Genomic DNA, 21740 nt, shown 5'->3' on the forward strand with positions numbered 1-21740 from the left:
CCGCGGTCAGCCGATGCCTGGGGTGCGCGGATCCGGCCCGCGACACAGCAGGATCCAGCATCCGGGCGGCGCGTCGGTGAACGGGAGCTTGAGCGGAATATCCAAGCAGGACACCACATTACAGCTCGGATAGGCGTCGGGACCGATGCCGAACAGGGCTAGGGTGAAGTTCGGATCGAGATAGTCCTTCGGATTCAGCCCCAGCGGCGGCTCCACCCACGGTCCGGGGTCCGGAAACGGCGGCCGTTCGAAGGCCGCCATCAGCTTGCGGAAGAATTCGTGCGAGAGCTCGGGCATGTTCTGCAGCATGCCGGCCGGGCCCTCGGTGGAGTGATCGCCGAAGACTCCGGTCCAGGCGATGGTCAGATCCATGCTGGGGACGACGAAGACGTCCTGCAGTCCGACCCCGGACATCTGATAGGTGTCCGGGGGCATGAAGCTCGGTATCTCCGCGCATCCCGGCCCGACCCAGAACAGCAGTCCGTAACAGGGATTCGTCGCCGTGGGATGGGTGGCACGGTGCAGGTATTCCGGTGAAACGATCTGCGTCTCGCCCCAACGGCCGTTATTGCTCAGTAGCAGGCCGAGTTTGACGAGATCGTCGGGCGGGATCAGCAGGTGTGCGTAGCCGTAGGTGTGTCCGGCGCGGTCGCGGGCCCAGTAGTAGTCGCCGCGTTCGATGCCCAGCGGACCGAACAGCTCGCGCTGGGCGAACTGCTGCAGCGGCTCGCCGATGGCCAATTCGATGACATAGGACAGTAGGTCGACATTGCGCTGGCTGTAGGAGAAGTGGGTGCCCGGCGGATGGTCGAAGTGCACGCCCAGCGCCTGCACCGCGCTGTCGGGATCGATCGAGAAGACGCCGGTGACGCCCTCGTTGATGGCGCCGATGTGCAGGCCCGAGGACTCGGTGAGCAGGTCCGTGACGGTGATCGAGCGGTGTTCCGCATCGCCCAGCCCGGGCGGCAGGTAGCGGCCGATCGGCGCGCCGAGATCGAGTTTGCCTCGGTCCCAGGCGATTCCGGCGATCAGCGAGACCACGCTCTTGGTAACGCTCCAGACGTTCCAGGGCGTCCGGCCGGTCCGGTCGTTGTGCGGACCCGTGCCGATCAGACAGTTGTGCCGGAATATCTGGACATTCACGCGATTTCGGGACGTGGCGAAGGCGAGGGCGGCGGCCAGCCGGTCCGGATCGAAGCCGGCCTGGGTGGGTGTCGCACGCGGAAAGTCCCGTCCCGAGCCGACCTCGCAGCGGGTGTCCGCGCCGGTCGTCGCGTGGGCGAGCCCCGGCGTCACAGCGCTCACCACCAGTACGAGGATTGTCGCAAACCACCCCAGCAAGCGGCACATGGGTGTGAGGCTATCGCGTGACCGCCGACGCAACGTGAATACGAAACACGCACGATAACAATCGAGACCTGAGAGCGCCGAGACGCCGAAGGCCGCCGGATCCGTGGATCCGGCGGCCTTCGGTCTGCACTACTGCACTGGTTTCGCGGAGCCCACGCAGCTCCGCGAAACCGCAAACCGATGCCCAACATGCGCCTCTCGGCGAGTGGTCGCTCGTAGCGACGAAGTGGTGAGGCCCGGGGCTGTCCCGGCATCGGCAAATGGTGACAACGCCGGGCTACGCCGGATCTATTCCGCCATCGGCAGTGTGAGCTGCGGCATAAGGCGATTCGGCCGGTGCGGGCGGCGGTCGCGACGTCTTGGCGCCACGGCGCAGCGTGGCGCGGAGGGGTGGCAGTCGGCCGCAGCGCCCGAGATCGGCCCGGTGGTCGGTGCCGCACCTGCTCCGCTCGCCTCGGGTTCGTAGGAATCTCCAGTTGTCCCCGCGTGACCTGCCCCACTGGAATGGCGGTGCACCTACGGGTGCCCGGACGCAGAACGGATCTACTAGTTTTATTGACTTATTCCAAAAAACTGACAGACTAGGCCCAAAGCACACCGGCCCGGGCAGCCCACTCCCGGACGGTGCTCACCAGCGAGGAGGCGCGCATGACGAAACCGACCACCACCAACACCGGCGTCCCGGTGGCCAGCGACGACGAGTCGCTGACCGCGGGCACTCAAGGCCCGATCCTGCTGCACGATCACTACCTGATCGAGAAGCTCGCCCACTTCAACCGGGAGCGGGTGCCGGAGCGCATCGTGCACGCCAAGGGTGCGGGCGCGTACGGCGAGCTGGTGGTGACCAACGACGTCAGCCGCTTCACCAAGGCCGATCTGTTCCAGCCGGGCCGCCGCACCGAATCCCTCGTGCGGTTCTCCACCGTCGCCGGTGAGCTGGGCAGCCCGGACACCTGGCGCGATCCGCGCGGTTTCGCGGTGAAGTTCTACACCCGCGACGGCAACTACGACATCGTCGGCAACAACACCCCGGTCTTCTTCATCAAGGATCCGATCAAGTTCCCCGACTTCATCCGGTCCCAGAAGCGCCTGCCGGGCAGCGGACTTCGCGACGCGACCATGCAGTGGGACTTCTGGACGCTGCGCCCGGAGACCGCGCACCAGGTGGCGTGGCTGATGGGCGATCGCGGCATCCCGGCGACCTATCGGCACATGAACGGCTACGGCTCGCACACCTATCAGTGGGTCAATGCCCAGGGCGAGCGCTTCTGGGTGAAGTACCACTTCAAGACCGATCAGGGCATCAAGAACCTGACCCAGGCCGAGGCCGACACGCTGGCCGGCGCCGATGCCGATTACCACCGCCGGGATCTGTACGAGTCCATCGAGCGGGGCGAGTTCCCGAGCTGGACCCTGCACGTGCAGGTCATGCCGGAGGCCGAGGCCGAGGGGTACCGGTTCAACCCGTTCGACCTGACCAAGGTGTGGTCGCACCGGGACTACCCGCTGATCGAGGTCGGTCGCTGGACGCTGAACCGCAACCCGCGCAACTACTTCGTCGAGATCGAGCAGGCCGCGTTCGAGCCCTCGAATCTCGTTCCCGGCATCGGTTTCTCGCCCGACAAGATGCTGCTGGGCCGCGTCTTCGCGTACTCCGACGCGCACCGCTACCGCATCGGGGTCAACTACGCGCAGCTGCCGCCGAACCGCGCCCGCGCCGCGGAGGTGAACACCTACTCCAAGGAGGGCGCGATGCGATTCGACTACAACGCGCCCGATGTGCCCGTGTACGCACCGAATTCGTTCGGCGGCCCGCACGCCGATCCCGCCCGCGCCGGTGACGAGGGCACGTGGACCTTCGGCCAGGAGGCCGTGCGCGCCGGCTACATCCAGCACCGCGAGGACGGCGACTTCGGCCAGGCGGGCGCGCTGGTCCGTGAGGTGTACAACGACGAGGAGCGGGATCGCCTGGTGGGCAACGTCGTCGGCCACATCCTCGGCGGCGTCCGCGAGCCGGTACTGAGCAAGGTGTTCGACTACTGGAAGCGCATCGACCCTGAGATCGGCAAGCGCATCGAGGAGGGCGTGCGCACCGCCCGCTGATACGGCACGACATAATGCGCAAGGCCCGCACCGTAATACGGTGCGGGCCTTGTCATTTCGGGAGAGCTTGTGGGGAGTGGCTCCCGGATCAGTTCTGGCTGTGGGTGAGCGAGTTGTACATCTGCATCACGCTGACGACCGCGACCGGTCCGCCGACCGCGATGGTGCCGATGGCGGTGCCGAGCCCAGCGCCGATGCCCGCGCCGGCGATACAGCCGCCCGGCGCGCCGATCAGGAACGCGGGCGGCATCAGCGTGGTGCCGACGACCGCACCGGCCACGCAACCGCCGGCCAGGCCGATCGCCGCGCCGAGCATGCCGCCGATCGCGGTGGCCAGGCCAACCTGGTTGGCGGCCACGCCGAGCGCGTCGTTGAAGTCGTCCTGCGAGAAGATCGGCTTCAGCGTCACCGGGGCCGCGGGCACGGCCTTGGCCGGATCGGTGCTCGGGGTGAGGGTGATGGTGCGCCCGCCGGCGTCGACCTGGGCCGCGATCGGCCAGTCCTTCTTGTCCAGCTGGTAGGTCAGCGGCATCCCGTAGGCCAGCTTGCCGTTGGCGTCGAGGATCTCGAACTGGGTGCCGCGCACGTTGATCCGGCCCGCGTCGGTCCGCAGCACCACGGAGTGGTCGACCACGTTGGCGGTGTAGTGGATGCCCGGCGCCACATCGGTGCTGACGGTCGCACCTGGGCGGTTCGCGGGTGCGGCGGGAGCGTCGGCGTAGGCGGTCCCGCCGGCAACGGTGAGCGCGGCGATGGCCAGCAGCGCGGTCGACGCGACGGCGTTCAAGGTCTTCATCAGGGGTCGTTCCTTCCTCGCGAACACCGGTTCGCGAGACGAAAAGTATTGGGATCGAGGGGGATTGCCGCGTAGCGGGTTGTTACTGAGGGGCCAGCGTGAAGGTGCGAGTGCCCTCGATGCGGTGGCCGTCCTTCGAGGTGATGGTGAATGTGGTGGTGTACATCCCGGCCGGGCCCAGCGGCGCGAGATCGATGCTCAGCGTGCGGCCGTCCATGTGCACGTCACCGTGTGAGTAGACCTTGCCGTCCGGCCCGGTCACGACCAACTCGGGGTCGGCCACCTTCTCGTTGAACGTGATGGACACCTGCGGCGGGCCCGCCTGCACCACGGCCCGATCGGCCGGCTCGGCATGGGTGACGTACGAATGCGCATCCGCAACACCCGCGCCCAACATCACGACCCCGGCCACGACCGCGGCCAGCAGGGTCGCAATCGACTGCAGCCAGCGAAGCCCACGCCCGGACCGAACGAATTTCCTGGTCGACAAAACAATTCCTTTCCACACGCCGGTGAATGAGCCGGCAGGCAGCGCGAATCCACATTTAGTGCAGCGCGAATTCGACAATTGTCGAGAGCGTTTCGACTGCGGTTATTCAGGCCTTCGCCGACGCGATCGATCGCCGTGTCAGGTCGCGATCGTCACGCCGGGTGAGCGCCGAATCATTCCGCCACGAACAAGGATGTTCGAGCGGTGCAGGAGAGGCCGCGGATGCGCGTGCGAGGAGGGCTGATCCGATCGGATCAGGAGAGCGCGAGCGCGGCCGACATCGCGGGTGGGCCGCGTGGAGAAATTGCGCTGAGCAGCGCCGAATTCGGTCTCCGGACGACAGCGCGAGGTATGCGGGCTAGTCGGTCGTCAGCCGGCGGGAGTGGCCCGAACTCGGCAAGCATGGTGCGAGCCACGCGTGAAACCGCAGCGTAGAAGCGCTCTACGGCGAAGATGAGCAGCGCGCACGCCAGAGTTGCGATGCCGTGCGCAGTCAGCATGAGCAACCCCCCGCGACCGGCGCCCTCGACCGTCGAATGCATGTCGTGTGCACCGGCCGTGGCCGTCAATGCGGCGTGTTCCACCAGTTGCCCGGCCGCGAGCAGGCCGAAAAGCGCGGCTCGGCCGCGTCCGGACGGTGAGCCGACAGCGGCTCCGACCGCACCGCTGACCAATAACAGCAGAACCAATGCCGAGGAATGCGGCAGCATGCCTTCGAATCCGTGCGCGGCGATTGCCACCAGCCCACAGAGAATTCCCGCCAGACTTCCGCGAATACGATCGCGCGATGTGTCACCGGCACGGGTGAGCAACATCATCGACGACTACCTTCGCGGAAAGCATGCCTAACTCGGACAAGGATCGCATCGACTATAACCGGCGTATCCGGCGATTCCGAAATCCGCGGCCGCGCTCAAAACGCCCCTTAACCGAATCTTCCCAACAGGAAGTATTTCGGCTCGTCCCGCACCCGCCGGCGAAGTTCGGTGCCAGGCGCCGTCATTTCAGCAAGACAACGGTCGCCCAGCAAGGCCGGCAAATCCTGACTACGCCCATCGGCGCCCGCGGTGACCTGCAGGCCGCCGAGAAGTACGCCCGGGGCCGCGTCGATCGGGTATCGGTGCGGGCATGGCAGGGGTTTCGGGCAGCGCCATCCGCCGGAGCTGGGCCGGCGCGGATCGAGACGCCGGTGTGGCCGGTTCGTGCGAGAGCTGTTGCCCCCGGTGGTCAGCGCGGGTCGAACGGCTTCTGCGCCGGGCGACCGTGGCCGTCGGCGTTCACTGATTTGTAGCCGGGGTGGACGCCCGGGATCAGACCCTGGTCCGCGGCGATGCGGCCGAGCAGGGCGGTGAGCTGGGTGCGCTCGTCGGGGGACAGGGCGCGGCACAGCGCGTCCTCGTTGTCGCGGGCGGCGACGCTCAACTTGCCCAGCAGTTTTCGCCCCGCAGTGGTCAGGTGCAGGGCGTGCAGGCGGCGGTCGTCGGGGTTGCGGCGGCGTTCGATCAGGCCGCGCTCCTCGAGCTTGTCGGCGAAGGGGACGAAGCGGCTGGGCGGCATGCCGAGTTCGTCGGCGAGTTCGCGCTGGCTACGGCCCGGCTGCATGACCAGCAACCGGAGCAGCCCGGCCTGGGGCGGGGTGAGGTTCAGTTGCGCGATGCCGTCGGCGAAATGCGCCGCCGCATGGGCTCCCACCTGCGCCAGGAGGAAGCCGACTCCGCCGGGGGGCCGATGTCCGCCCGACTCTCGGTCCGTGTCCATGCAGACATAGTAGATGATCCAAAACGATGTCCGCTTGACAATCGTTACAGATTGTAATCATTATTTGAGGGTCACGATCAGCGCATCGCCTCCGAGAAGGACCGCCGTTATGAGCGCACCCATCACCACCCGGACCACCAGGACCGCCCTGCCGGTCCTGGCCGCCACCCTCGCCTTCGCCGCCTTCACGGTGGCCTACGTCGCGGTGAACTCCGGTGTCCCGCACCCGGATGCCACAGGTTCGGCCGTGCTCGCCTACAACACCGCCCACCGCACCCTGCTCGAGGTGGGCGCCATGCTGTTGCTGATCTCCGCCGCACCCCTCGCGGTGACGGCCACGCTGCTCTACCGCGCGGTGTCGGCGCGGATGCGCGGCGTGCCGCCGATCGCCATGGCCGGCGGCCTGCTCGCCTCCGGCGCGCTCGTCGTCAGCGCCCTGTTCAGCTGGGCGGGCGCCCGCCTGACCGGTACCGCGTCCCCGGACCTCGCGCGGGCCGTCGCCGATCTCGGATTCGTCTCCGGCGGCGCGGCCTACGCGGCCGGGGTCGGGCTGCTCGTGCTGGGCGTGGCCGTGCCCGCGCTGCTCGGCCGGCTGTTGCCGCGCGCGTTGGCGTGGTCCGGTCTGGTCATCGCCGCCGCCGGTGCGCTGTCCGCGCTGGGCCTGATCGTGCCCGCTCTGCAGTTCCTGTTCCCCATCGTCCGGTTCGGCGGCCTGCTGTGGCTGCTGATCACCGCAATCGTCCTGTACCGCCGCCGCTGATCACCCAATCATCCTGTACTGCCGCTGATTTCACCCTGTTCGAAAGGTAACTCCCATGCTCAGCAACTACTCCGATCTGGCCGGGCGCACCGCCGTCATCACCGGCGGTTCCCGCGGCATCGGCGCGCAGACCGCCCGCATGCTCGCCACCCAGGGGGTGCGGGTCGGCGTCGTCGGACGGGACAAGGACGCCCTGAACGCGGTCGTCGCCGACATCACCGCGGCCGGCGGCACCGCCGTGGCAGCACCCGCCGACGTCACCTCCGCCGACGCGCTCGCCGAGGTGCGGGCGCTGGTCGAGCGCGAACTCGGTCCGGTCGACGTGCTCGGCGCATTCGCCGGGGGCCAGGGCTTTCCGGTGCCGTCGGCGGAGCTGACCGAGGCGCGCTGGCGGGAGGTGCTCGACTCCGATCTGACCTCGTCCTTCCTGACCGTCCGGGAATTCCTGCCGGGCATGGTCGAACGTGGTCGCGGCAGCATCATCACCATGGCCTCGTCCGCGGGCCGTCAGCCCAGCCAGGCCAATCTCGCCTACGGCGTCGCCAACGCCGGCCTGATCATGATGACCCGGCACCTGGCCACCGAATACGGTCCGCGCGGCGTGCGCGTGAATACCCTTGCGCCAACGTCGATCCGGACCGAGAAGGTGGAGGCGAACATGCCGGAGGCGGTACAGCAGCAGGTCGCGAACATGCATCCGCTGCGCCGCCTGGGCACCACGACGGATGTCGCCGAGGCCGTGCTGTTCCTGGCCTCGGACGCCTCCTCCTATCTCACCGGCCTGACCATCGACGTCGCGGGTGGGCGCATCACCAATTGACGCCGGTTCGAAGACAATCCCTTGGCCCGCACAGGAATTGGTGCGGGCCCCGGCCGTGCTAACCCGAGTCGGATGGATCCCGGGCCTGTTCGGTGCCACCTCGCCACTGGCGGTGGACCCGGCGTGGGTGCGGGACTGGCCGAGGTGGCCTCGCGCGAATATCACTGGTGTAGAAGTGATTTAGTCAGACTCGCGGCGGTGTCGCGGTCCAGCGGAGCGTGCCCGAGCAGGAAGCGGTACCAGAACAGCCCATAGAACTGGTCGACGATCAGGTCGATATCGGTATCGGCGCGCAGCTCGCCCCGCTCCAGCCCGCGGCGCAGCACATCGCGCACCACGGCTCGCCGGGAAGCTGTGTAGGTCCGCATCAGCTCGGCCAGGTGGCTGTCGTCCGCGGACTCCCGGACGAGCGTTCGCAATGCGGGTCCGGTGGGAACCTGTTGTGCCGCAGCGAAAGTCGACTCGATCAGGGCGAGCAGGTCGTCGTGCACGGAGCCGGTGTCCGGCTGGGGAACGTCCTGACGGGAGCGGTCGTGCAGCGCATCGAGCAGCACCGCGCCCTTGGACGGCCACCATCGATACATGGTCTGCTTGCCCACGCCGGCCGCGCGAGCGATGGCATCGATGGTGATGGGCGCGCCGTCGGATTCGGCCAGCAGGCGCAGCGCCGCATCGAGGATGGCCAAGCGGACCGCCTCGTTGCGGCGCCGGCCGGTGTGCGGGCGCGCGGAATCCGTTGGGGGTTCAGGCGATTGCAAACGTCCACCCTTCCTGGTCCGGCGAGGTTCTTCGGCTTGACGGGAATGCCGGAGCCGATACTCTCGTTATCGAGACTGTAAGTCTCGTCAAGAATACGACGGTATCCTCGAAGAAAGAAGGCCAGCAATGACACAGCCCACGAATGTCCCGGTCGACCGCGTCGTGGTGATGGGTGGCAGCTCGGGCATCGGCGAAGCCACCGCCGCGCTGTTCGCCGCGGGCGGGGCGGAGGTCGTCGTCACCGGCCGCAGCCAGGACAAGCTGGACGCGGCGGTGGTCCGCATCGGCGGCAACACCACCGGCCACCGCATGGACGCGGCCAGCAAGGCGGACATCGAGGCCTTCTTCGCGCAGTCGGGCGCCATCGATCACCTGGTGATCGCAGTCAGCGGCGCGGCGGGCAGCGGTCCCTTCGCCGAACTCGACCTGGACGATCTGGCCGCCGGATTCGCCGCCAAGTTCTGGCCGCAGGTCCGGATCCTGCAGGCCGCGCTGCCGCACCTGACCGCGCACGGATCGGTCACCCTGATCACCGCGGGCTCCTCGCGCGCGGCCTTCCCCGGTACCGCGGGCCTGGCCGCGATCAACGGCGCCCTGGACGCGATGGTCCGCCCGCTGGCGGTGGAGCTGGCGCCGCTGCGCATCAATGCGGTCTCGCCGGGCGTCATCGATACCCCGTGGTGGGATCGGATTCCGGAGGATCAGCGGCGCACGCTCTTCGAGGGGATCGTCGCCACCACTCCGGCCGGCCGCGTCGGCCGCCCGGAAGACGTTGCGGCGGCGATCGTTTCGCTGGCGACCAACGGATTCATCACGGGTGTCGTGCTGGATGTGCAGGGCGGGGCGACCCTGGCCACCGGTCGCTGAGCCGTCGTCCCGAGGTCGGCGGCCCTTCGCTCCCGGTCCTACTAGAACATGCTCGACCAGTACCAGATGCAGGCGAGCACGAAGACCACCACGGTTTCCATCGTCCTCCCGATCCAGTCGACGCCCGATCGTTCTCCCTCGAGGATACGGCGACACGCCGCCGACCAAGATCACAAGGCGGCAACGGAACGGGATGGTGCTCCTGCGGCCCCCTCCAACCGCAGGAACATCCGTATTTGCGTTCGGTCGCGACCCGACCCCTCGTACAAGCCGCGACCGGCACCCACTCCCGGCAGTGGCCTACCGGTTATGAGAATGCCGCCCGGGGCTTGCCACGGGCTTAAGGAGAACTTGCGGTGCTTACGCGGAAATCTCGTCGGATTCGACGATCAGCACGACCAGTTGCCGCTGGCGATGGCGGCCCTGGCCGGGCGAGGCCGGGGCGTCCGAGGGTGCGGTCGGGCCGCCGCACCAGGTGATGGGCCGGCGGGAATCGAGCTTGTCGAGCACCTCGGGCAGCGAGGAGTCGATCTGCGCCGCGCGCACCACGCAGATGTGGCAGCTGGGGATCGCCTCGCGCCTGCCCTGGCCCGGCCCGCCGTCCAGCACAACGGCCCCGGCGTCGGCGACCGCGCCGGCGCAGGAGGTCACGATGGCGTCGGCGTCGCCCAGTTCCTCGGGCGAGAGCTGCGGGTGGTCGTCGAGGATCTGGTGATCCGGATTGGCGGACCACGTCTCGAGCCATTCGTCGGGCAAACCCTCCGGCGCCACAACGGATTTCGCGCGATGTTCGTAGAGCGCCCCGTATACCGCGGCCGGGATCTGCGCTTCGGCCAGCCGCCGCACCCGGGCGCCGTGATGCTCGAGACGCTCGACGAACTGTTCGATGATCGCGGTGCGATCGCGGGGGGACTCCTCGGTGGTGTGCCGCCGGTGGCCGTTGAGCGTGACGGTGCGATCGTCGTCGGGCAGTGCCTTGAGGCCGTCGCGCACGCGGCGCAGGAAATCCTCCCGCGACATCAGCACCCCCCGGACGGAATCCCCGCCGGCGTCCGATGGTGCGCTGTGCTGCGGGTAGCGAGCGCCGTTCGCATGACAGGCGGCCCCCTTTCCGGAACGGCGTCGCAGCGACCCTGCGATACCGCGGAACGGGTGCGAGACGAGCTGTGCGTTGTGGTGCTCGGCGTCCGTCCGCCCGGACGGACGCCTGGTCTGATCTTGCAGACAGGCTACCTGGACGCGGGACCGATCTTGCTCGAGGTTCGGGCTACTCGGTTATTTCGGGCCGCAATTGGCCGGAATCCGCTGGTGGGTGTCAGCGGGCGGCGTTGCGGATCTGGGCGAGGAATTCGGCGTTCGTCTCGGTCTGGCGCAGACCGGTGAGCAACAGTTCGATGGCCTGCTGCGGCTCGCGGCCGGCGAGGGTGCGCCGCAGCGATGCGGTGGCGGCGAGTTCGTCGGGGGTGAGCAGCAACTCGTCGCGGCGGGTGCTGGAGCGGTCGATGTCGATGGCGGGGAAGGTGCGCCGATCGGCGATGTGCCGGTCGAGCTTGAGTTCGGCGTTGCCGGTGCCCTTGTACTCCTCGAAGATCAGGGTGTCGGCGACCGAACCCGTCTCGACGAGGGTGGTGGCGATGATGGTCAGCGAGCCGCCGTTCTCGATATTGCGCGCGGCGCCGAGGAATTTCTTCGGCGGGGCCAGCGCGCCCGCGTCCACGCCGCCGGACAGGATGCGCCCGGTGCCCGGGGAGGCCAGGTTGTAGGCGCGGGCCAGCCGGGTCAGCGAATCGAGCAGCACCACCACGTCGCGGCCCATTTCGACGAGGCGCTTGGCGTGTTCGATGGCCAGCTCCGCGACCGCGACGTGATCGCGCGCGGGAGTGTCGAAGGTGGCCGCGGCGATGTCCGCGGGCACGGCCCGGGACAGGTCGGTGACCTCCTCGGGGCGCTCCCCCACGAGCACCAGGATCAGCTGGCATTCGGGGTGATTCTTCGCGATGCCGTGCGCAATCGATTGCAGCAGTGAGGTTTTGCCCGCCTTGGGCGGCGCGACGATCTGCGCGCGCTGTCCCTTGCCGATCGGCATCACCAGATCCGTGACGCGCGTGGTCATTTCGTGCGGCTCGGTCTCCAGGCGGAGCCGGTCCTGTGGATAGATGGGGATGAGATCGCCGAAGTGTTTGCGGGCCTTGGCCTGTGCGGGCGGCAGCCCGTTGACGCGATCGACCCGCAGCAGCGGGGGCAGTTTGATGCCCTCGCGCTTGGGCCCGGTGATGCCGGTGATCGCATCCCCGCGGCGCAGTCCGTGCTCGCGGACCAGGCGCAACGGCACGTGCGCGTCGCGCGGTCCGGGCAGGTAGCCGTCGGTGCGCAACGCGGCGTGGTTGTCGGTGATGTCGAGGATGCCGCTGACTTCCGTCGCGGTCTCGATGGTGGTCAGATCGCCGCTGTTGTTATGAATAGTGTTGTCCTGCATGGGATGTGCTCCTGAATGAGAGTGTGGGTGGGTACGGCGAGATCGCCGTCGGCGCAGCGCGTGGCTGTGCTGTGAACCCCCGGGCGGTACGTCGGGTACCGGTACTTCGAATACGGCTTCGCTCGGATCACCGAGGAGAGTGGAGTGCCGGGGTGTCCAGCGGACTGTGGGAGGGATTACTCACCTGCATCCACAAGCTGGAGACGTTGCCAAGGCTACAGTCGATACCGTCAACGCGCAATCATCCCGGTCTATTCCCGGCCGCCGTCGCCCGTTCTCTCGACATCGTTTCGACTGCCATCGGCTATCGCGCGCATCGTCGTCGGGCATTGCGCCCGTCGTTGTGAGATGCTGCGCTTATCGTCCTCCGGCGCTGCGTCTTTCATTATCCGGTGGGTTCTCGGGGTGGATTCGGGCGGAAGGCACGTCGAATGACGTCCCGCACAGGAATGACGGGTCCGAACCGGAACTGCGGGGCGCAAACGCGAAGAGCCCGGGTTCGCGCTCGCGAACCCGGGCTCGATGAAACGATGAATTACGCTCCGGTGGTGATGAATTCGGCCGCCATCACGATGCCATGACCTGTCGGTCGATCAATGCGGACTGCTCGTGTGCGCTGATGACGGTCACCTGATCACCATGGGCCGCCACCAAAGCGCGCAGTTTCCGTTGCGAGTCACGGCGGGCGGCGTCGTCCTCCTGAACGATCCTCTCGAACACCCGCAGGCCCAGCGGAGCGTGCGGACGAGTCGAATCCAACTGGCCGTGGAAGAACAGGGAGTCGCCCGCGTGCAGCAGCCAGCGGTCCGAGCCGAGGCGAACCGCGACGCCGCTGTGTCCCACGGTGTGGCCGGGCAACGGGATCAGTTGGATGTCGTCGGGCAGGCCGCGCAGCTGGCGAGCGCCGTCCAGGCCGAACCAGCTCTCGCCTGCGCCGTCCTCGTACAACTCCCAATCCGGACGGTGCGCGAACTGTATGTCGCGATATCGTGCGCCGCCCAGCCTGCGATGCTCGGTCGCGCTCACATGCACCTTGGCACGGGGGAAGTCGGCGAGTCCACCCGCATGATCGAGGTCGGCGTGCGTCAAGACGATGTGCCGCACATCGTCGGCGGTGTAACCGAGTTCGGTCAGGTGCGACACGGCCGACTCCGCGGGCTCCCGCACCGGCCGGGTCGCGAGACGGAACCACGGCGTGAACCACTCGCGCGGGCGCTGCGCACCGTTGGCGCCGAAGCCGGTCTCGATCAGCACCAGACCGGCGTCGGTCTCGACGAGCAGGCAGTGACAGATCATCGTCGCCGGGCGGAACGGATGGCCGTTGCCGTCGATCAGCCGACCGCCGAGCGGTCTCATTGTGCCGCAGTTGAAATGGTGGACGTGCATGGTCTTCCTTCGCTAGTGAATTGCGGATTCGATCGTGTCCGTCAGGTACTGTCCGACCTCGTCGAGCACGGCGGTATCCCGCCGGACCCGCGCCAACAGCAGCGCGCCTTCGGTCGAGGACAGCACGAACACCGCGAGCCGGCCGACCTGGTCGCCCGGAACTCCCCAGCGGCGCAACGTTTTTTCGATCACCTCGAGCCACCCGCCGTAGGCATCGGAGCACGCCGACCCGATGGGCTCGCTGTCGGCGGCCACATCGAGTGCGATCGTCGCGACCGGGCAACCCTCCCGGAAGTCCGAGCCGACCAGAATCTGCTCGAACGCTGCCATCAGCCGCGCGCAGCCGGTACGAACGTCATCGGCGTCGGCAAGGATGGCGTTGATCGCGACGCTCATCTGCTGCCCCGCCACGGTCACGGCCTCGGCGACCAGTTGCTCCTTGCCTCCTGGGAAGTGGAAGTACAACGACCCCTTCGGCGCTCCGCTCGCCGCCAGGATCTGATTGATCCCGGTCGCGTAGTACCCCCGCTGCCGCAGCAGCTCGGCGGTTGTCTTGACGAAGCATTCGCGGGTGTTGGTCCGACGTGGCATACGGCCATACTATGACGACTGGTCTAGAGAGTAAAGATCGGAATGGCGGGTCCGCACCGGAACGAAGCGGCGCACACGCGAAGAGCCCGGGTTCGCATGCTGCGAACCCGGGCTCTGTCGAAACGACGAATTACGCTCCGGTGGTGATGAATTCGGCCGCCATCTCGCCGATCATGTAGCACGGCGCGTTGGTGTTGCCGCCGGTGATGCTCGGCATGATCGAGGCGTCGGCCACCCGCAGGCCCTCGATGCCGTTGACCTTCAGGGTCGGATCGACCACGGCGCGCTCGTCCACGCCCATGCGGCAGGAGCCGACCGGGTGGTAGATCGAGTGCACGCGGTTGGGCAGCTCGCGCCGCAGCGCGGTCTCGTCGGCCCACTCGTTGCCGGGGAAGAAGTTCTCCACGACGTCGCCCGCGATGCTCTTGTGCGACATCACATCCCGGATCATCTTGATGCCCTCGATCAGGAATTCGGTGTCCCACGGATCGGACAGGTAGCCCGGGTCGATCAGCGGCGAGGCGAACGGATCCGCCGAGGCCAGGCGCACCTCGCCGCGGCTCTTGGGGTAGATGAGGCTGGGCATGATGGTCAGCGCCGCGCGCCGGTCGACCAGGTGCAGCTTGTCCTCGTCCTGGTTCGGGGTCGGGTAGCTCCACGGCAGGGTGTGGATCTGCATGTCCGGGTAGTCGCCCTCGGCGAACTTGGTCTTGACGAAGCCCGCGGCCTCGAAGACCGTGCGGCCCATCCAGGAGCTGCCCGGGTTGCGCAGCTCGCGCATGATGCCGCGGGCGAAGTAGGTCGGAATGCCGCGGTGGATGGCCTTTTTCGAGACGAAGGTCATCGGCACGAACAGGTGGTCGTGCAGGTTCTGCCCGACCGGCAGGTCCTGGTGCACGGCGATGCCCAGGTCGCGCAGGTGCCCGGCCGGCCCGATGCCCGAGAGCATCAGCAGTTGCGGCGAGCCGACGACGCCGGCGGAGACCACGACCTCCTTGGCGGCGCGCACGATGCGGTGCGAGCCGTTCTTCTCCTGGATCTCCACGCCGGTGGCGCGGCCGTTCTCGATGACCACGCGGGTGGCGTGCACGTTGGTGAGCACGCTCAGGGTCGGGTTCGGCATATCGGTCAGGTAGCCGCGAGAAGAGCTGTAGCGCAGCCCCTTTCGCACGCTCTGCTGGAAGATCGAGATGCCTTCCTGCGATTCGCCGTTGTAGTCCTCGATGATCGGCGCGCCCAGGGTCTCCGACGCGGCGGTCATGAACTCCTGCGTGATCGGAGTCAGGTCCTGCTGGCGGGTGACCTCGATCGGGCCGCCGGTGCCGCGGTAGTCGCTCGCGCCGTCCTGCCAGTTCTCCAAGCGCTTGTAGGCGGGCAGCACGTCCTCGTAGCTCCAGCCCTTGTTGCCCTCGGCGGCCCAGGAGTCGAAGTTGGCGCGGTTGCCGCGCACGAAGAGCATGCCGTTGACCGAGCTGGAGCCGCCCAGCACCTTGCCGCGGGTCATCGGGACCTCGCGCTCGTTGGCATGCTTTTGCGGGACGGAGTACTGGCTCCATGTGACGCGGTGCTTGAGCTGGGGCACGGTGTGCACCATGGTGATCATGCCGGGGCTGGTGACCAGGCGGGTGTTGTCCTTGCGACCGGCCTCGAGCAGAATGACGCGGGCACCGGTCTGGGCCAGCCGCCCGGCGATGGTGGCGCCGGAACTGCCCGCGCCCACGACGACGTAATCGGCCTCGGCGGTGTCCGCGCTGCGCGGAGAGTCGGTCATGATCGGTTACCTCATCCTCGAAGTGGTCGTCAGGGCCCGAAGCACGTGCCCGGGACCCACTGTAGAACAAGTTCTAATTCTGGTGAAGATCGAGTATGTAGCCGGCGTCACAGCAGGTCGGGCGCGGTGCAAGTGATCATGGTTTCAGAATCATGATCAGACACCTGTTCAGAAATGCTTTGAGGTGCTTGAATCTCTCTAGAACTCGTTTCATTTTCACGCCGGTTCGCGACGCGGCGGACCGTGAGGAGGAACCGTGCCCGTGCCATCGCTTCCCGCCGGATTCGACTTCACCGATCCCGGTCTGTGGGAACAACGCAAACCGGTGGAGGAGTTCGCGGAGCTGCGCCGGACCGCGCCGGTGTGGTGGAACGCCCAGGAGCGCGAATACAACCTGCCCTTCGACGACGGCGGCTACTGGGTGGTGAGCCGCCACGAGGACGTCCGGGAGATCTCGCGGCATCCGGAGCTGTACTCCTCGAACACCAACGGCGCCATCGTCCGGCTGCCCCCGGACACCACGCGCGAGCAGATGGAACTGACCGGCGAGGCGCTGCTGATCAACATGGATCCGCCCAAGCACACCAAGATCCGGCGCATCATCTCCAAGGGGTTCACCCCGCGCGCGATCGAGGCGCTGCGGGCCGCGCTGACCGAGCGCGCCGCGCGAATCGTGCAGGAGGCCAAGGAAACCGGGAGTGGTGACTTCGTGCAGCAGGTGGCCTGCGAGCTGCCGCTGCAGGCGATCGCGGAACTGCTCGGGGTGCCGCAGGCCGACCGGCACAAGCTGTTCAACTGGTCGAATCAGATGCTCAGTTACGACGATCCGGAATACGGCGACCCGATGACGGCCACCGCCGAGATTCTGGGCTACGCCTGGAACATGGCCGAGCAGCGGCGCGCGGAACCGTGCGACGACATCGTCAGCCAGCTGGTCACCGCCGATGTGGACGGGGAGGCGCTGGGCTCGGACGAGTTCGGCTACTTCATGATCCTGCTGACCGTGGCGGGCAACGAGACCACGCGCAATGCCATCACCCACGGCATGAAGGCATTCGTGGACCATCCGGACCAGTGGGAGCTGTACAAGCGGGACCGCCCGCGCACCGCGCCCGACGAGATCGTGCGCTGGGCGACGCCGGTGACGGCGTTTCAGCGCACCGTCACGCAGGATCTCGAGCTCGGCGGTCAGGCGATCTCGGCCGGGCAGCGGGTCGCGCTGTTCTACAGCTCGGCCAACTTCGACGAGGACGCCTTCGAGGACCCGTTCCGGTTCGACGTGCTGCGCGACCCGAATCCGCACCTCGGATTCGGCGGCACCGGGGCGCACTACTGCGTCGGGGCCAATCTGGCCCGGCTGGAGATCGACCTGATCTTCAACGCGATCGCCGACGTCCTGCCCGACCTGCACCAGCTCGCCGATCCGGTGCGGCTGCGGTCGGGCTGGATCAACGGGATCAAGCACTGGAACGTTGCGTATTGACCGCGGGCACCCCCGAGCCCCTAGACGGTGCCGAGTACTCGGCCGACAAATGCGGGTCAGCGCGCCCAGGGTGCGACGACCGGCGGCTGACCGGGAATAAGCCCCTGCCCGCCGACGGGCAGCACCACGACGGCCTCGAACGGTTCATCGCTCGGATTGGACATGGCGAATAGCTCGTGCGCGGGCACGATAAGCGCGTCCCCGGCTGCCACCGTGAGGATTTCGCCGCCCATGGTGACGGTCATCGTGCCAGACAGCGCGATGAAGATCTCCTCGCGATCCAGGGCGTGTGCCGGCGCGTCGACGCCCGGTTTGATGGTGAGTCGCCACGCGCTGTTCTCGGTGGATCCGCGGCTGGGTGCGGCCAGACCGGTGAAGTTCGCGTGGTCGTTCTCGAAGCGAGGGGCGCGGTCGGCGGTGATGTGCGGCATGACTCTCCTGTGCGATCGATTGTGCGTTGACTATTGAGCCCAGGGCGGGCTGACTCGGTCGCCGCCGGGCGCTTGGGCGTAGGCCCCCACCGGCAGGATCGCCACCGCCTCGAACGGTTCGTCGCCTGGCACGGACACGCGGAAGACGGTGTGTGCAGGGATCACCAGTGCGTCGCCGGCGCAGAAGTCTCGGGTTTCGCCGTCGATGGTGGCGCGGGCCCGGCCGGAGAGGGCGATGAAGATCTCCTCCCGCGAGACCGCGTGCTCGTGGCCGGGATTGCCTGGGTGCATGGTGAAGCGCCAGACGCTGTTCTCGGTGGAGCCGCGACTGGGGGCGGCTAGGCCGACTGCGGTCATGAGGGGAGCTTCGAAGACGGGCGCGTCGGCGGATTTGATGAGTGGCATGCTGTGACTCCTATGTATTCAACCAATGTGTTCAACTATGGTGTACAACTAGAGTTGAACATATTGACGGGAAGGAGTCAAGGATGGATTTCGGCGTCCTGCTCGGGCAGGCATACCAGGCGTTCGTTCGGGAGCTGCACACGCATCTGGCTGAGCACGGCCATCGCATGCTCGGCGCTTCCTACGGCTATGTACTGCGCACATTGGCCGAGGACGCGCTCACCGCAAGCCAATTGGGGGAGCGTCTCGGGATCACCGCGCAGGGTGCGGCCAAGGTCGTCGACGAAATGGTACGGGACGGCTACGTGGAGCGGTGCCCGGATCCGGCGGACAAGCGCGCCAAACTGCTGCACCTGTCCGACCGGGGCCGCGACATGCTGGACACTGTGCGGGAATTCCACGCCGAGTACGAGCGAAGGCTTGCCGCGCGGGCGGGTGCAGACCAGGTCGCGACGGTGCGAGCCGTGTTGAGCGAGATCGTCGGCGCGGCAGCTGATTCCGGCGCGGCGCGGACCTTCCGGCCGCTATGAGGCCCGCCGCGCGCGTATCGGTGGCGCCTGCTGGAGGCGGCCGGTTCGCTACGCGAGATCCCTCATACCGAGACCGAATCAGCTGCCACACAGGACAACTCGCCGCGCCAGACTGATAATCGGGCCCTATAAGCGAAGGCACGATCACCGCCTCGGCCGCGAGGCCCGAACAACTGGCCCGAGCACAGCCCCTACAACCAGCCAACCAGCCATACCGCTGGTGTCCCGATGGACGATGGGCGGGCGATTGGATGCGTCCTCATAACTGTCTGAAGGCGATCGGAATGCCCTCCCACGTGTCGGAGCCCTCGTTACCACCCGGAATCCCATACATCACGTCATCTGGATTCTGATTCGTCCGATTGTTCCGCCATGAGACCATCAGCTTCTGCCTGCTCGGGCAAAGGTTGTGCCAATGGATCGTCGTCGTCGACGTGCCACTGTCGGTCCACCACCACTGGATGCACTCTGCCACGCCTTCATGCCTGTCCACCGCAGTTTCCAGCCCACCCTGCGCGGAGCCGGCGAACGCCGCCACTGAGACGGCAGCAGCCACAAGGATCACCACCAGCTTGCTTGTCGAGGTCACGTTCTGGATCCCTGTCTGTCGCGAAATCTCGGTGTGAACCCAGTTTTAACGCCTTCCCGCGCCTGGAGAACGCTATGCCCCACGGATGTCACCGCGACAGCAGGCAACTCCTGCGGCCGCGACTGTCGTGTCCACCACCCGCTGCCAGTCGTTCCCGACCAGCGTCCACGATCACCGACTTGAGGCACCGCAGATCAGAACCCTCCTACTGCCTCAACTCCAATGAGACAGGACACGTCTATCCTCACCACTGCCGGAACAGCTGAATCCCACTGGTAGAGGCCGTGATTGCCGCCCATGCCGATGTCGATACGCAGACCGTAGCGAGTTCGCCTCCGATGCAATTGGCGGCAGAAGTAGTAATCGCCGAAAATCCAACGAAGTTCGCGTAGTTCCTGGTCAGCCCCGGTGTTGTGACGCTATGGGGTCGGCTTGTTGAGGTGCCGGTAGATAGTGGGGCGGGTGACGCCGAACTCGGCGGCGATCTGGTCGACGGTGTAGCGGCGCTTGCCGTGTTCGTCGTACATCTGTCGGGCCAGTTGGACCTGTCGGGGGCCGAGTTTGGGGTTCTGGCCGCCGGTGCGTCCTCGGGCGCGGGCTGCGGCGAGCCCGTCGCGTGTGCGTTCGGACATCAGGGCGTGCTCGAATTCGGCTATCGCACCGAGGATTTGGAAGAAAATGCGACCGACCGCGGTGGAGGTGTCGATGCCTTGGTCGAGCCCACGACCGCCGCGATAAATTCGCCCGATGTCGGTGCACCTCGGCCAGGGCATTACGAGCGCGGTCCGCGGTTTCTCGGATGCCGGGCAGATCGACCAGGGGTTGCAGGACGTCGTTCACGACGTCACACGCGACTCGAGGGTCCTGGTCATCTCATTGGGATGTGAGCCGGATGGCGGGCCGCAGCGCCGCGTTCGTCACCACGCGCGACGAGTTCGTGCGGGCCCCGAACATAAGACAGTCCCCGGTACTCACGTCTCGATCCGTGAGCCTTAGTCGTCGCTTCGGCTTCGGTTTCGGGGCTGACGTGCCGGGGGCCTCTCCAGATGCCCTAACAGAATCATGTAGGTCTTTGGACGTCTCCGCCGTCCTCATGGTTCTATTCAGCGTTTCTGGCGTACCCATCATTATCCGTCTTTAATCAGACGACGTCAAGACGATCGCGTGCCCCTTTTTCATGCCCGGCCGGGGCGCGAGCCCGGCGAGTCGGTCTGGCTCAGCGCATGCCCAGCAGATCCCGACCGACGCCAAGGTTGAAAGCCATCCCGGCAGCCACCCGCTGACCGGGCCATCTCATGTTGTCCGCCGGGGTGAAGCTCGATTCGGAGGTAGCATCTCCCCTTGTGACCATTCGAGAGATTCCCGTCAAAACCCTTGCCGACGAACCCACCACCCTGGCCGATCTGGCCGGTGACAAGGCGCTGCTGGTGGTCAACGTGGCCTCGAAGTGCGGCCTGACCCCGCAGTACACCGGCCTGGTCGAGCTGCAGCAGACCTACGGCCCGCGCGGATTCAGCGTGATCGGCGTGCCGTGCAACGAGTTCATGGGCCAGGAGCCCGGCACCGCCGAGGAGATCGCCGAGTTCTGCTCGACCACCTACGGCGTGGATTTCCCGCTGCTGGAGAAGGTCGACGTCAACGGCGACGCCCGCAGCCCGCTGTACACCGAGCTGACCCAGACCGCCGACGCCGAGGGCGAGGCGGGGGACATTCAGTGGAACTTCGAGAAGTTCCTCGTCGATCGCGACGGCAAGGTTGTCGGGCGTTTCCGCCCGCGCACCGAGCCGAAGGATCCGGCGGTTATTTCCGCGATCGAAGCGGTGCTCTGAAAATGTTTGCCGGATAAGGTAATTCCGGCGCCTGGGCGGCGCCTCGCGAGAGCGGGAGCCGCCCGCCGCCGGACCGACTGTTGTTACGAGACGCGAGCGTCGTAGGCCTCGCGTTGGGTGAGTATCTCGCCCATGTGGCCCTGTGCCCAGGTCCTGAGGCCGCGGGTCACGTCATGAAGGGAACGGCCTAGGTCGGTCAGTTCATAGGTGACGGTGACGGGGACGGTCGGCGTCACGGTGCGGGTGATGACGCCGTCCCGTTCCAGGGCCCGCAATGTCTGGGTCAACATCTTTTGGCTGACGCCGGCCAGTAGCCGTGCGATCTCGGAGTAGCGCATCACCTTTCCTGCCGCTGCCGCATCGGGCTGGTCCGGAGTGTCGCCCGCGAGCGCGCAGAGGACCAGCACGACCCATTTGTCCGAGATTCGATCGAGCAGCTGGCGACTGGGACATGCCGCCAGGAACGCGTTGTACTCCACCTTGCTCTGCGCTCGTTCCCGAGCGGCTTTCGGCATCCCCATGTCGATAACACCCGTCCGATAAGTG

23 protein-coding genes and 2 pseudogenes are annotated in these 21740 nt (G+C 67.0%); 7 read left to right on the top strand and 18 right to left on the bottom strand.

Annotated features, from left to right (window positions below):
• Positions 1-6: 6 nt before the first annotated feature.
• On the bottom strand, positions 7-1305 hold the full coding sequence (locus tag KO481_RS02705) for a serine hydrolase domain-containing protein (protein ID WP_308166262.1): 1299 nt from the start codon (positions 1303-1305) through the stop codon (positions 7-9).
• A 693-nt stretch (positions 1306-1998) separates the two neighbouring features.
• On the opposite strand from KO481_RS02705, the gene KO481_RS02710 reads away from it, so the two are divergent.
• Entirely contained in the window at positions 1999-3453 is a 1455-nt protein-coding gene (locus tag KO481_RS02710; protein WP_215915301.1) for a catalase, read from the top strand.
• A gap of 88 nt (positions 3454-3541) precedes the next feature.
• On the opposite strand, the gene KO481_RS02715 is transcribed toward KO481_RS02710, so the two are convergent.
• The 4 genes from KO481_RS02715 to KO481_RS02730 all read right to left on the bottom strand — a co-directional run bounded on the left by KO481_RS02715 (position 3542) and on the right by KO481_RS02730 (position 6497).
• Positions 3542-4249 carry a DUF8020 domain-containing protein gene (locus tag KO481_RS02715; RefSeq protein WP_215915302.1) on the bottom strand — a complete coding sequence of 236 codons (708 nt, stop codon included), beginning with the start codon at positions 4247-4249 and terminating at the stop codon, positions 3542-3544.
• Between the two features lie 82 nt (positions 4250-4331).
• Positions 4332-4739: a copper resistance CopC family protein gene (locus KO481_RS02720; RefSeq protein WP_215915303.1), complete on the bottom strand. Its 408-nt coding sequence runs from the start codon at positions 4737-4739 to the stop codon at positions 4332-4334.
• A gap of 254 nt (positions 4740-4993) precedes the next feature.
• Complete coding sequence (locus KO481_RS02725; RefSeq protein WP_215915304.1) at positions 4994-5557, bottom strand: hypothetical protein; 564 nt, start codon at positions 5555-5557, stop codon at positions 4994-4996.
• 409 nt (positions 5558-5966) lie between these two features.
• Positions 5967-6497 (bottom strand): MarR family winged helix-turn-helix transcriptional regulator, encoded by a 531-nt coding sequence (locus tag KO481_RS02730; RefSeq protein ID WP_215915305.1) that lies wholly within the window; start codon positions 6495-6497, stop codon positions 5967-5969.
• A gap of 109 nt (positions 6498-6606) precedes the next feature.
• On the opposite strand from KO481_RS02730, the gene KO481_RS02735 reads away from it, so the two are divergent.
• Positions 6607-7257 carry a DUF4386 domain-containing protein gene (locus KO481_RS02735; RefSeq protein WP_215915306.1) on the top strand — a complete coding sequence of 217 codons (651 nt, stop codon included), beginning with the start codon at positions 6607-6609 and terminating at the stop codon, positions 7255-7257.
• Between the two features lie 55 nt (positions 7258-7312).
• Positions 7313-8077, top strand: coding sequence for an SDR family NAD(P)-dependent oxidoreductase (locus KO481_RS02740; protein ID WP_215915307.1), 765 nt, complete (start codon positions 7313-7315; stop codon positions 8075-8077).
• Positions 8078-8238: 161 nt separating this feature from the next.
• Here the strand turns inward: KO481_RS02740 and KO481_RS02745 are convergent, their stop codons facing one another.
• Entirely contained in the window at positions 8239-8835 is a 597-nt protein-coding gene (locus KO481_RS02745) for a TetR/AcrR family transcriptional regulator (RefSeq protein ID WP_215915308.1), read from the bottom strand.
• A 127-nt stretch (positions 8836-8962) separates the two neighbouring features.
• Here KO481_RS02745 and KO481_RS02750 point away from each other — a divergent pair, with 127 nt between their 5' ends.
• Entirely contained in the window at positions 8963-9703 is a 741-nt protein-coding gene (locus tag KO481_RS02750) for an SDR family oxidoreductase (RefSeq protein ID WP_215915309.1), read from the top strand.
• A gap of 360 nt (positions 9704-10063) precedes the next feature.
• Here KO481_RS02750 and KO481_RS02755 read toward each other — a convergent pair whose 3' ends face one another.
• The 5 genes from KO481_RS02755 to KO481_RS02775 all read right to left on the bottom strand — a co-directional run bounded on the left by KO481_RS02755 (position 10064) and on the right by KO481_RS02775 (position 15927).
• On the bottom strand, positions 10064-10723 hold the full coding sequence (locus tag KO481_RS02755) for an LUD domain-containing protein (RefSeq protein WP_215915310.1): 660 nt from the start codon (positions 10721-10723) through the stop codon (positions 10064-10066).
• Between the two features lie 295 nt (positions 10724-11018).
• The gene (locus tag KO481_RS02760; RefSeq protein WP_215915311.1) at positions 11019-12179 is read right to left on the bottom strand and encodes a transcription termination factor Rho, short form; all 1161 of its coding nucleotides are present in this window, start codon (positions 12177-12179) and stop codon (positions 11019-11021) included.
• Between the two features lie 567 nt (positions 12180-12746).
• Positions 12747-13565: an MBL fold metallo-hydrolase gene (locus KO481_RS02765; protein WP_215915312.1), complete on the bottom strand. Its 819-nt coding sequence runs from the start codon at positions 13563-13565 to the stop codon at positions 12747-12749.
• A gap of 12 nt (positions 13566-13577) precedes the next feature.
• The gene (locus KO481_RS02770; RefSeq protein ID WP_215915313.1) at positions 13578-14156 is read right to left on the bottom strand and encodes a TetR/AcrR family transcriptional regulator; all 579 of its coding nucleotides are present in this window, start codon (positions 14154-14156) and stop codon (positions 13578-13580) included.
• Between the two features lie 130 nt (positions 14157-14286).
• Positions 14287-15927, bottom strand: a complete 1641-nt coding sequence (locus KO481_RS02775; protein WP_215915314.1) for a GMC family oxidoreductase — start codon at positions 15925-15927, stop codon at positions 14287-14289.
• Positions 15928-16183: 256 nt separating this feature from the next.
• Here KO481_RS02775 and KO481_RS02780 point away from each other — a divergent pair, with 256 nt between their 5' ends.
• Entirely contained in the window at positions 16184-17410 is a 1227-nt protein-coding gene (locus KO481_RS02780) for a cytochrome P450 (protein WP_215915315.1), read from the top strand.
• Positions 17411-17466: 56 nt separating this feature from the next.
• On the opposite strand, the gene KO481_RS02785 is transcribed toward KO481_RS02780, so the two are convergent.
• On the bottom strand, positions 17467-17841 hold the full coding sequence (locus tag KO481_RS02785; protein WP_215915316.1) for a cupin domain-containing protein: 375 nt from the start codon (positions 17839-17841) through the stop codon (positions 17467-17469).
• 30 nt (positions 17842-17871) lie between these two features.
• Positions 17872-18246: a cupin domain-containing protein gene (locus KO481_RS02790; protein WP_215915317.1), complete on the bottom strand. Its 375-nt coding sequence runs from the start codon at positions 18244-18246 to the stop codon at positions 17872-17874.
• Between the two features lie 83 nt (positions 18247-18329).
• Between KO481_RS02790 and KO481_RS02795 the strand changes: the two genes are divergently transcribed.
• Positions 18330-18776 (top strand): MarR family winged helix-turn-helix transcriptional regulator, encoded by a 447-nt coding sequence (locus tag KO481_RS02795; protein ID WP_215915318.1) that lies wholly within the window; start codon positions 18330-18332, stop codon positions 18774-18776.
• 259 nt (positions 18777-19035) lie between these two features.
• On the opposite strand, the gene KO481_RS02800 is transcribed toward KO481_RS02795, so the two are convergent.
• From KO481_RS02800 to KO481_RS42720, 4 genes and pseudogenes are all read right to left on the bottom strand, one after another.
• Complete coding sequence (locus tag KO481_RS02800; RefSeq protein WP_215915319.1) at positions 19036-19365, bottom strand: hypothetical protein; 330 nt, start codon at positions 19363-19365, stop codon at positions 19036-19038.
• 419 nt (positions 19366-19784) lie between these two features.
• Positions 19785-19997 carry a TetR family transcriptional regulator gene (locus KO481_RS42715; protein WP_245400235.1) on the bottom strand — a complete coding sequence of 71 codons (213 nt, stop codon included), beginning with the start codon at positions 19995-19997 and terminating at the stop codon, positions 19785-19787.
• A 9-nt stretch (positions 19998-20006) separates the two neighbouring features.
• A pseudogene (locus tag KO481_RS44645) lies at positions 20007-20138 on the bottom strand (hypothetical protein); the annotation flags it as partial.
• Positions 20086-20205: pseudogene (locus KO481_RS42720) on the bottom strand (oxidoreductase); the annotation flags it as partial. The pseudogenes KO481_RS44645 and KO481_RS42720, both read right to left, overlap by 53 nt.
• Positions 20206-20660: 455 nt before the next feature.
• Between KO481_RS42720 and KO481_RS02810 the strand changes: the two are divergent.
• Complete coding sequence (locus tag KO481_RS02810; RefSeq protein ID WP_215915321.1) at positions 20661-21194, top strand: glutathione peroxidase; 534 nt, start codon at positions 20661-20663, stop codon at positions 21192-21194.
• A gap of 83 nt (positions 21195-21277) precedes the next feature.
• Here the strand turns inward: KO481_RS02810 and KO481_RS02815 are convergent, their stop codons facing one another.
• On the bottom strand, positions 21278-21715 hold the full coding sequence (locus tag KO481_RS02815) for a winged helix-turn-helix transcriptional regulator (RefSeq protein ID WP_215915322.1): 438 nt from the start codon (positions 21713-21715) through the stop codon (positions 21278-21280).
• Between the last annotated feature and the right edge of the window lie 25 nt (positions 21716-21740).

Source organism: Nocardia albiluteola, from assembly GCF_018860155.1.
In the GTDB taxonomy this organism is placed as follows: Bacteria; Actinomycetota; Actinomycetes; order Mycobacteriales; family Mycobacteriaceae; genus Nocardia; species Nocardia albiluteola.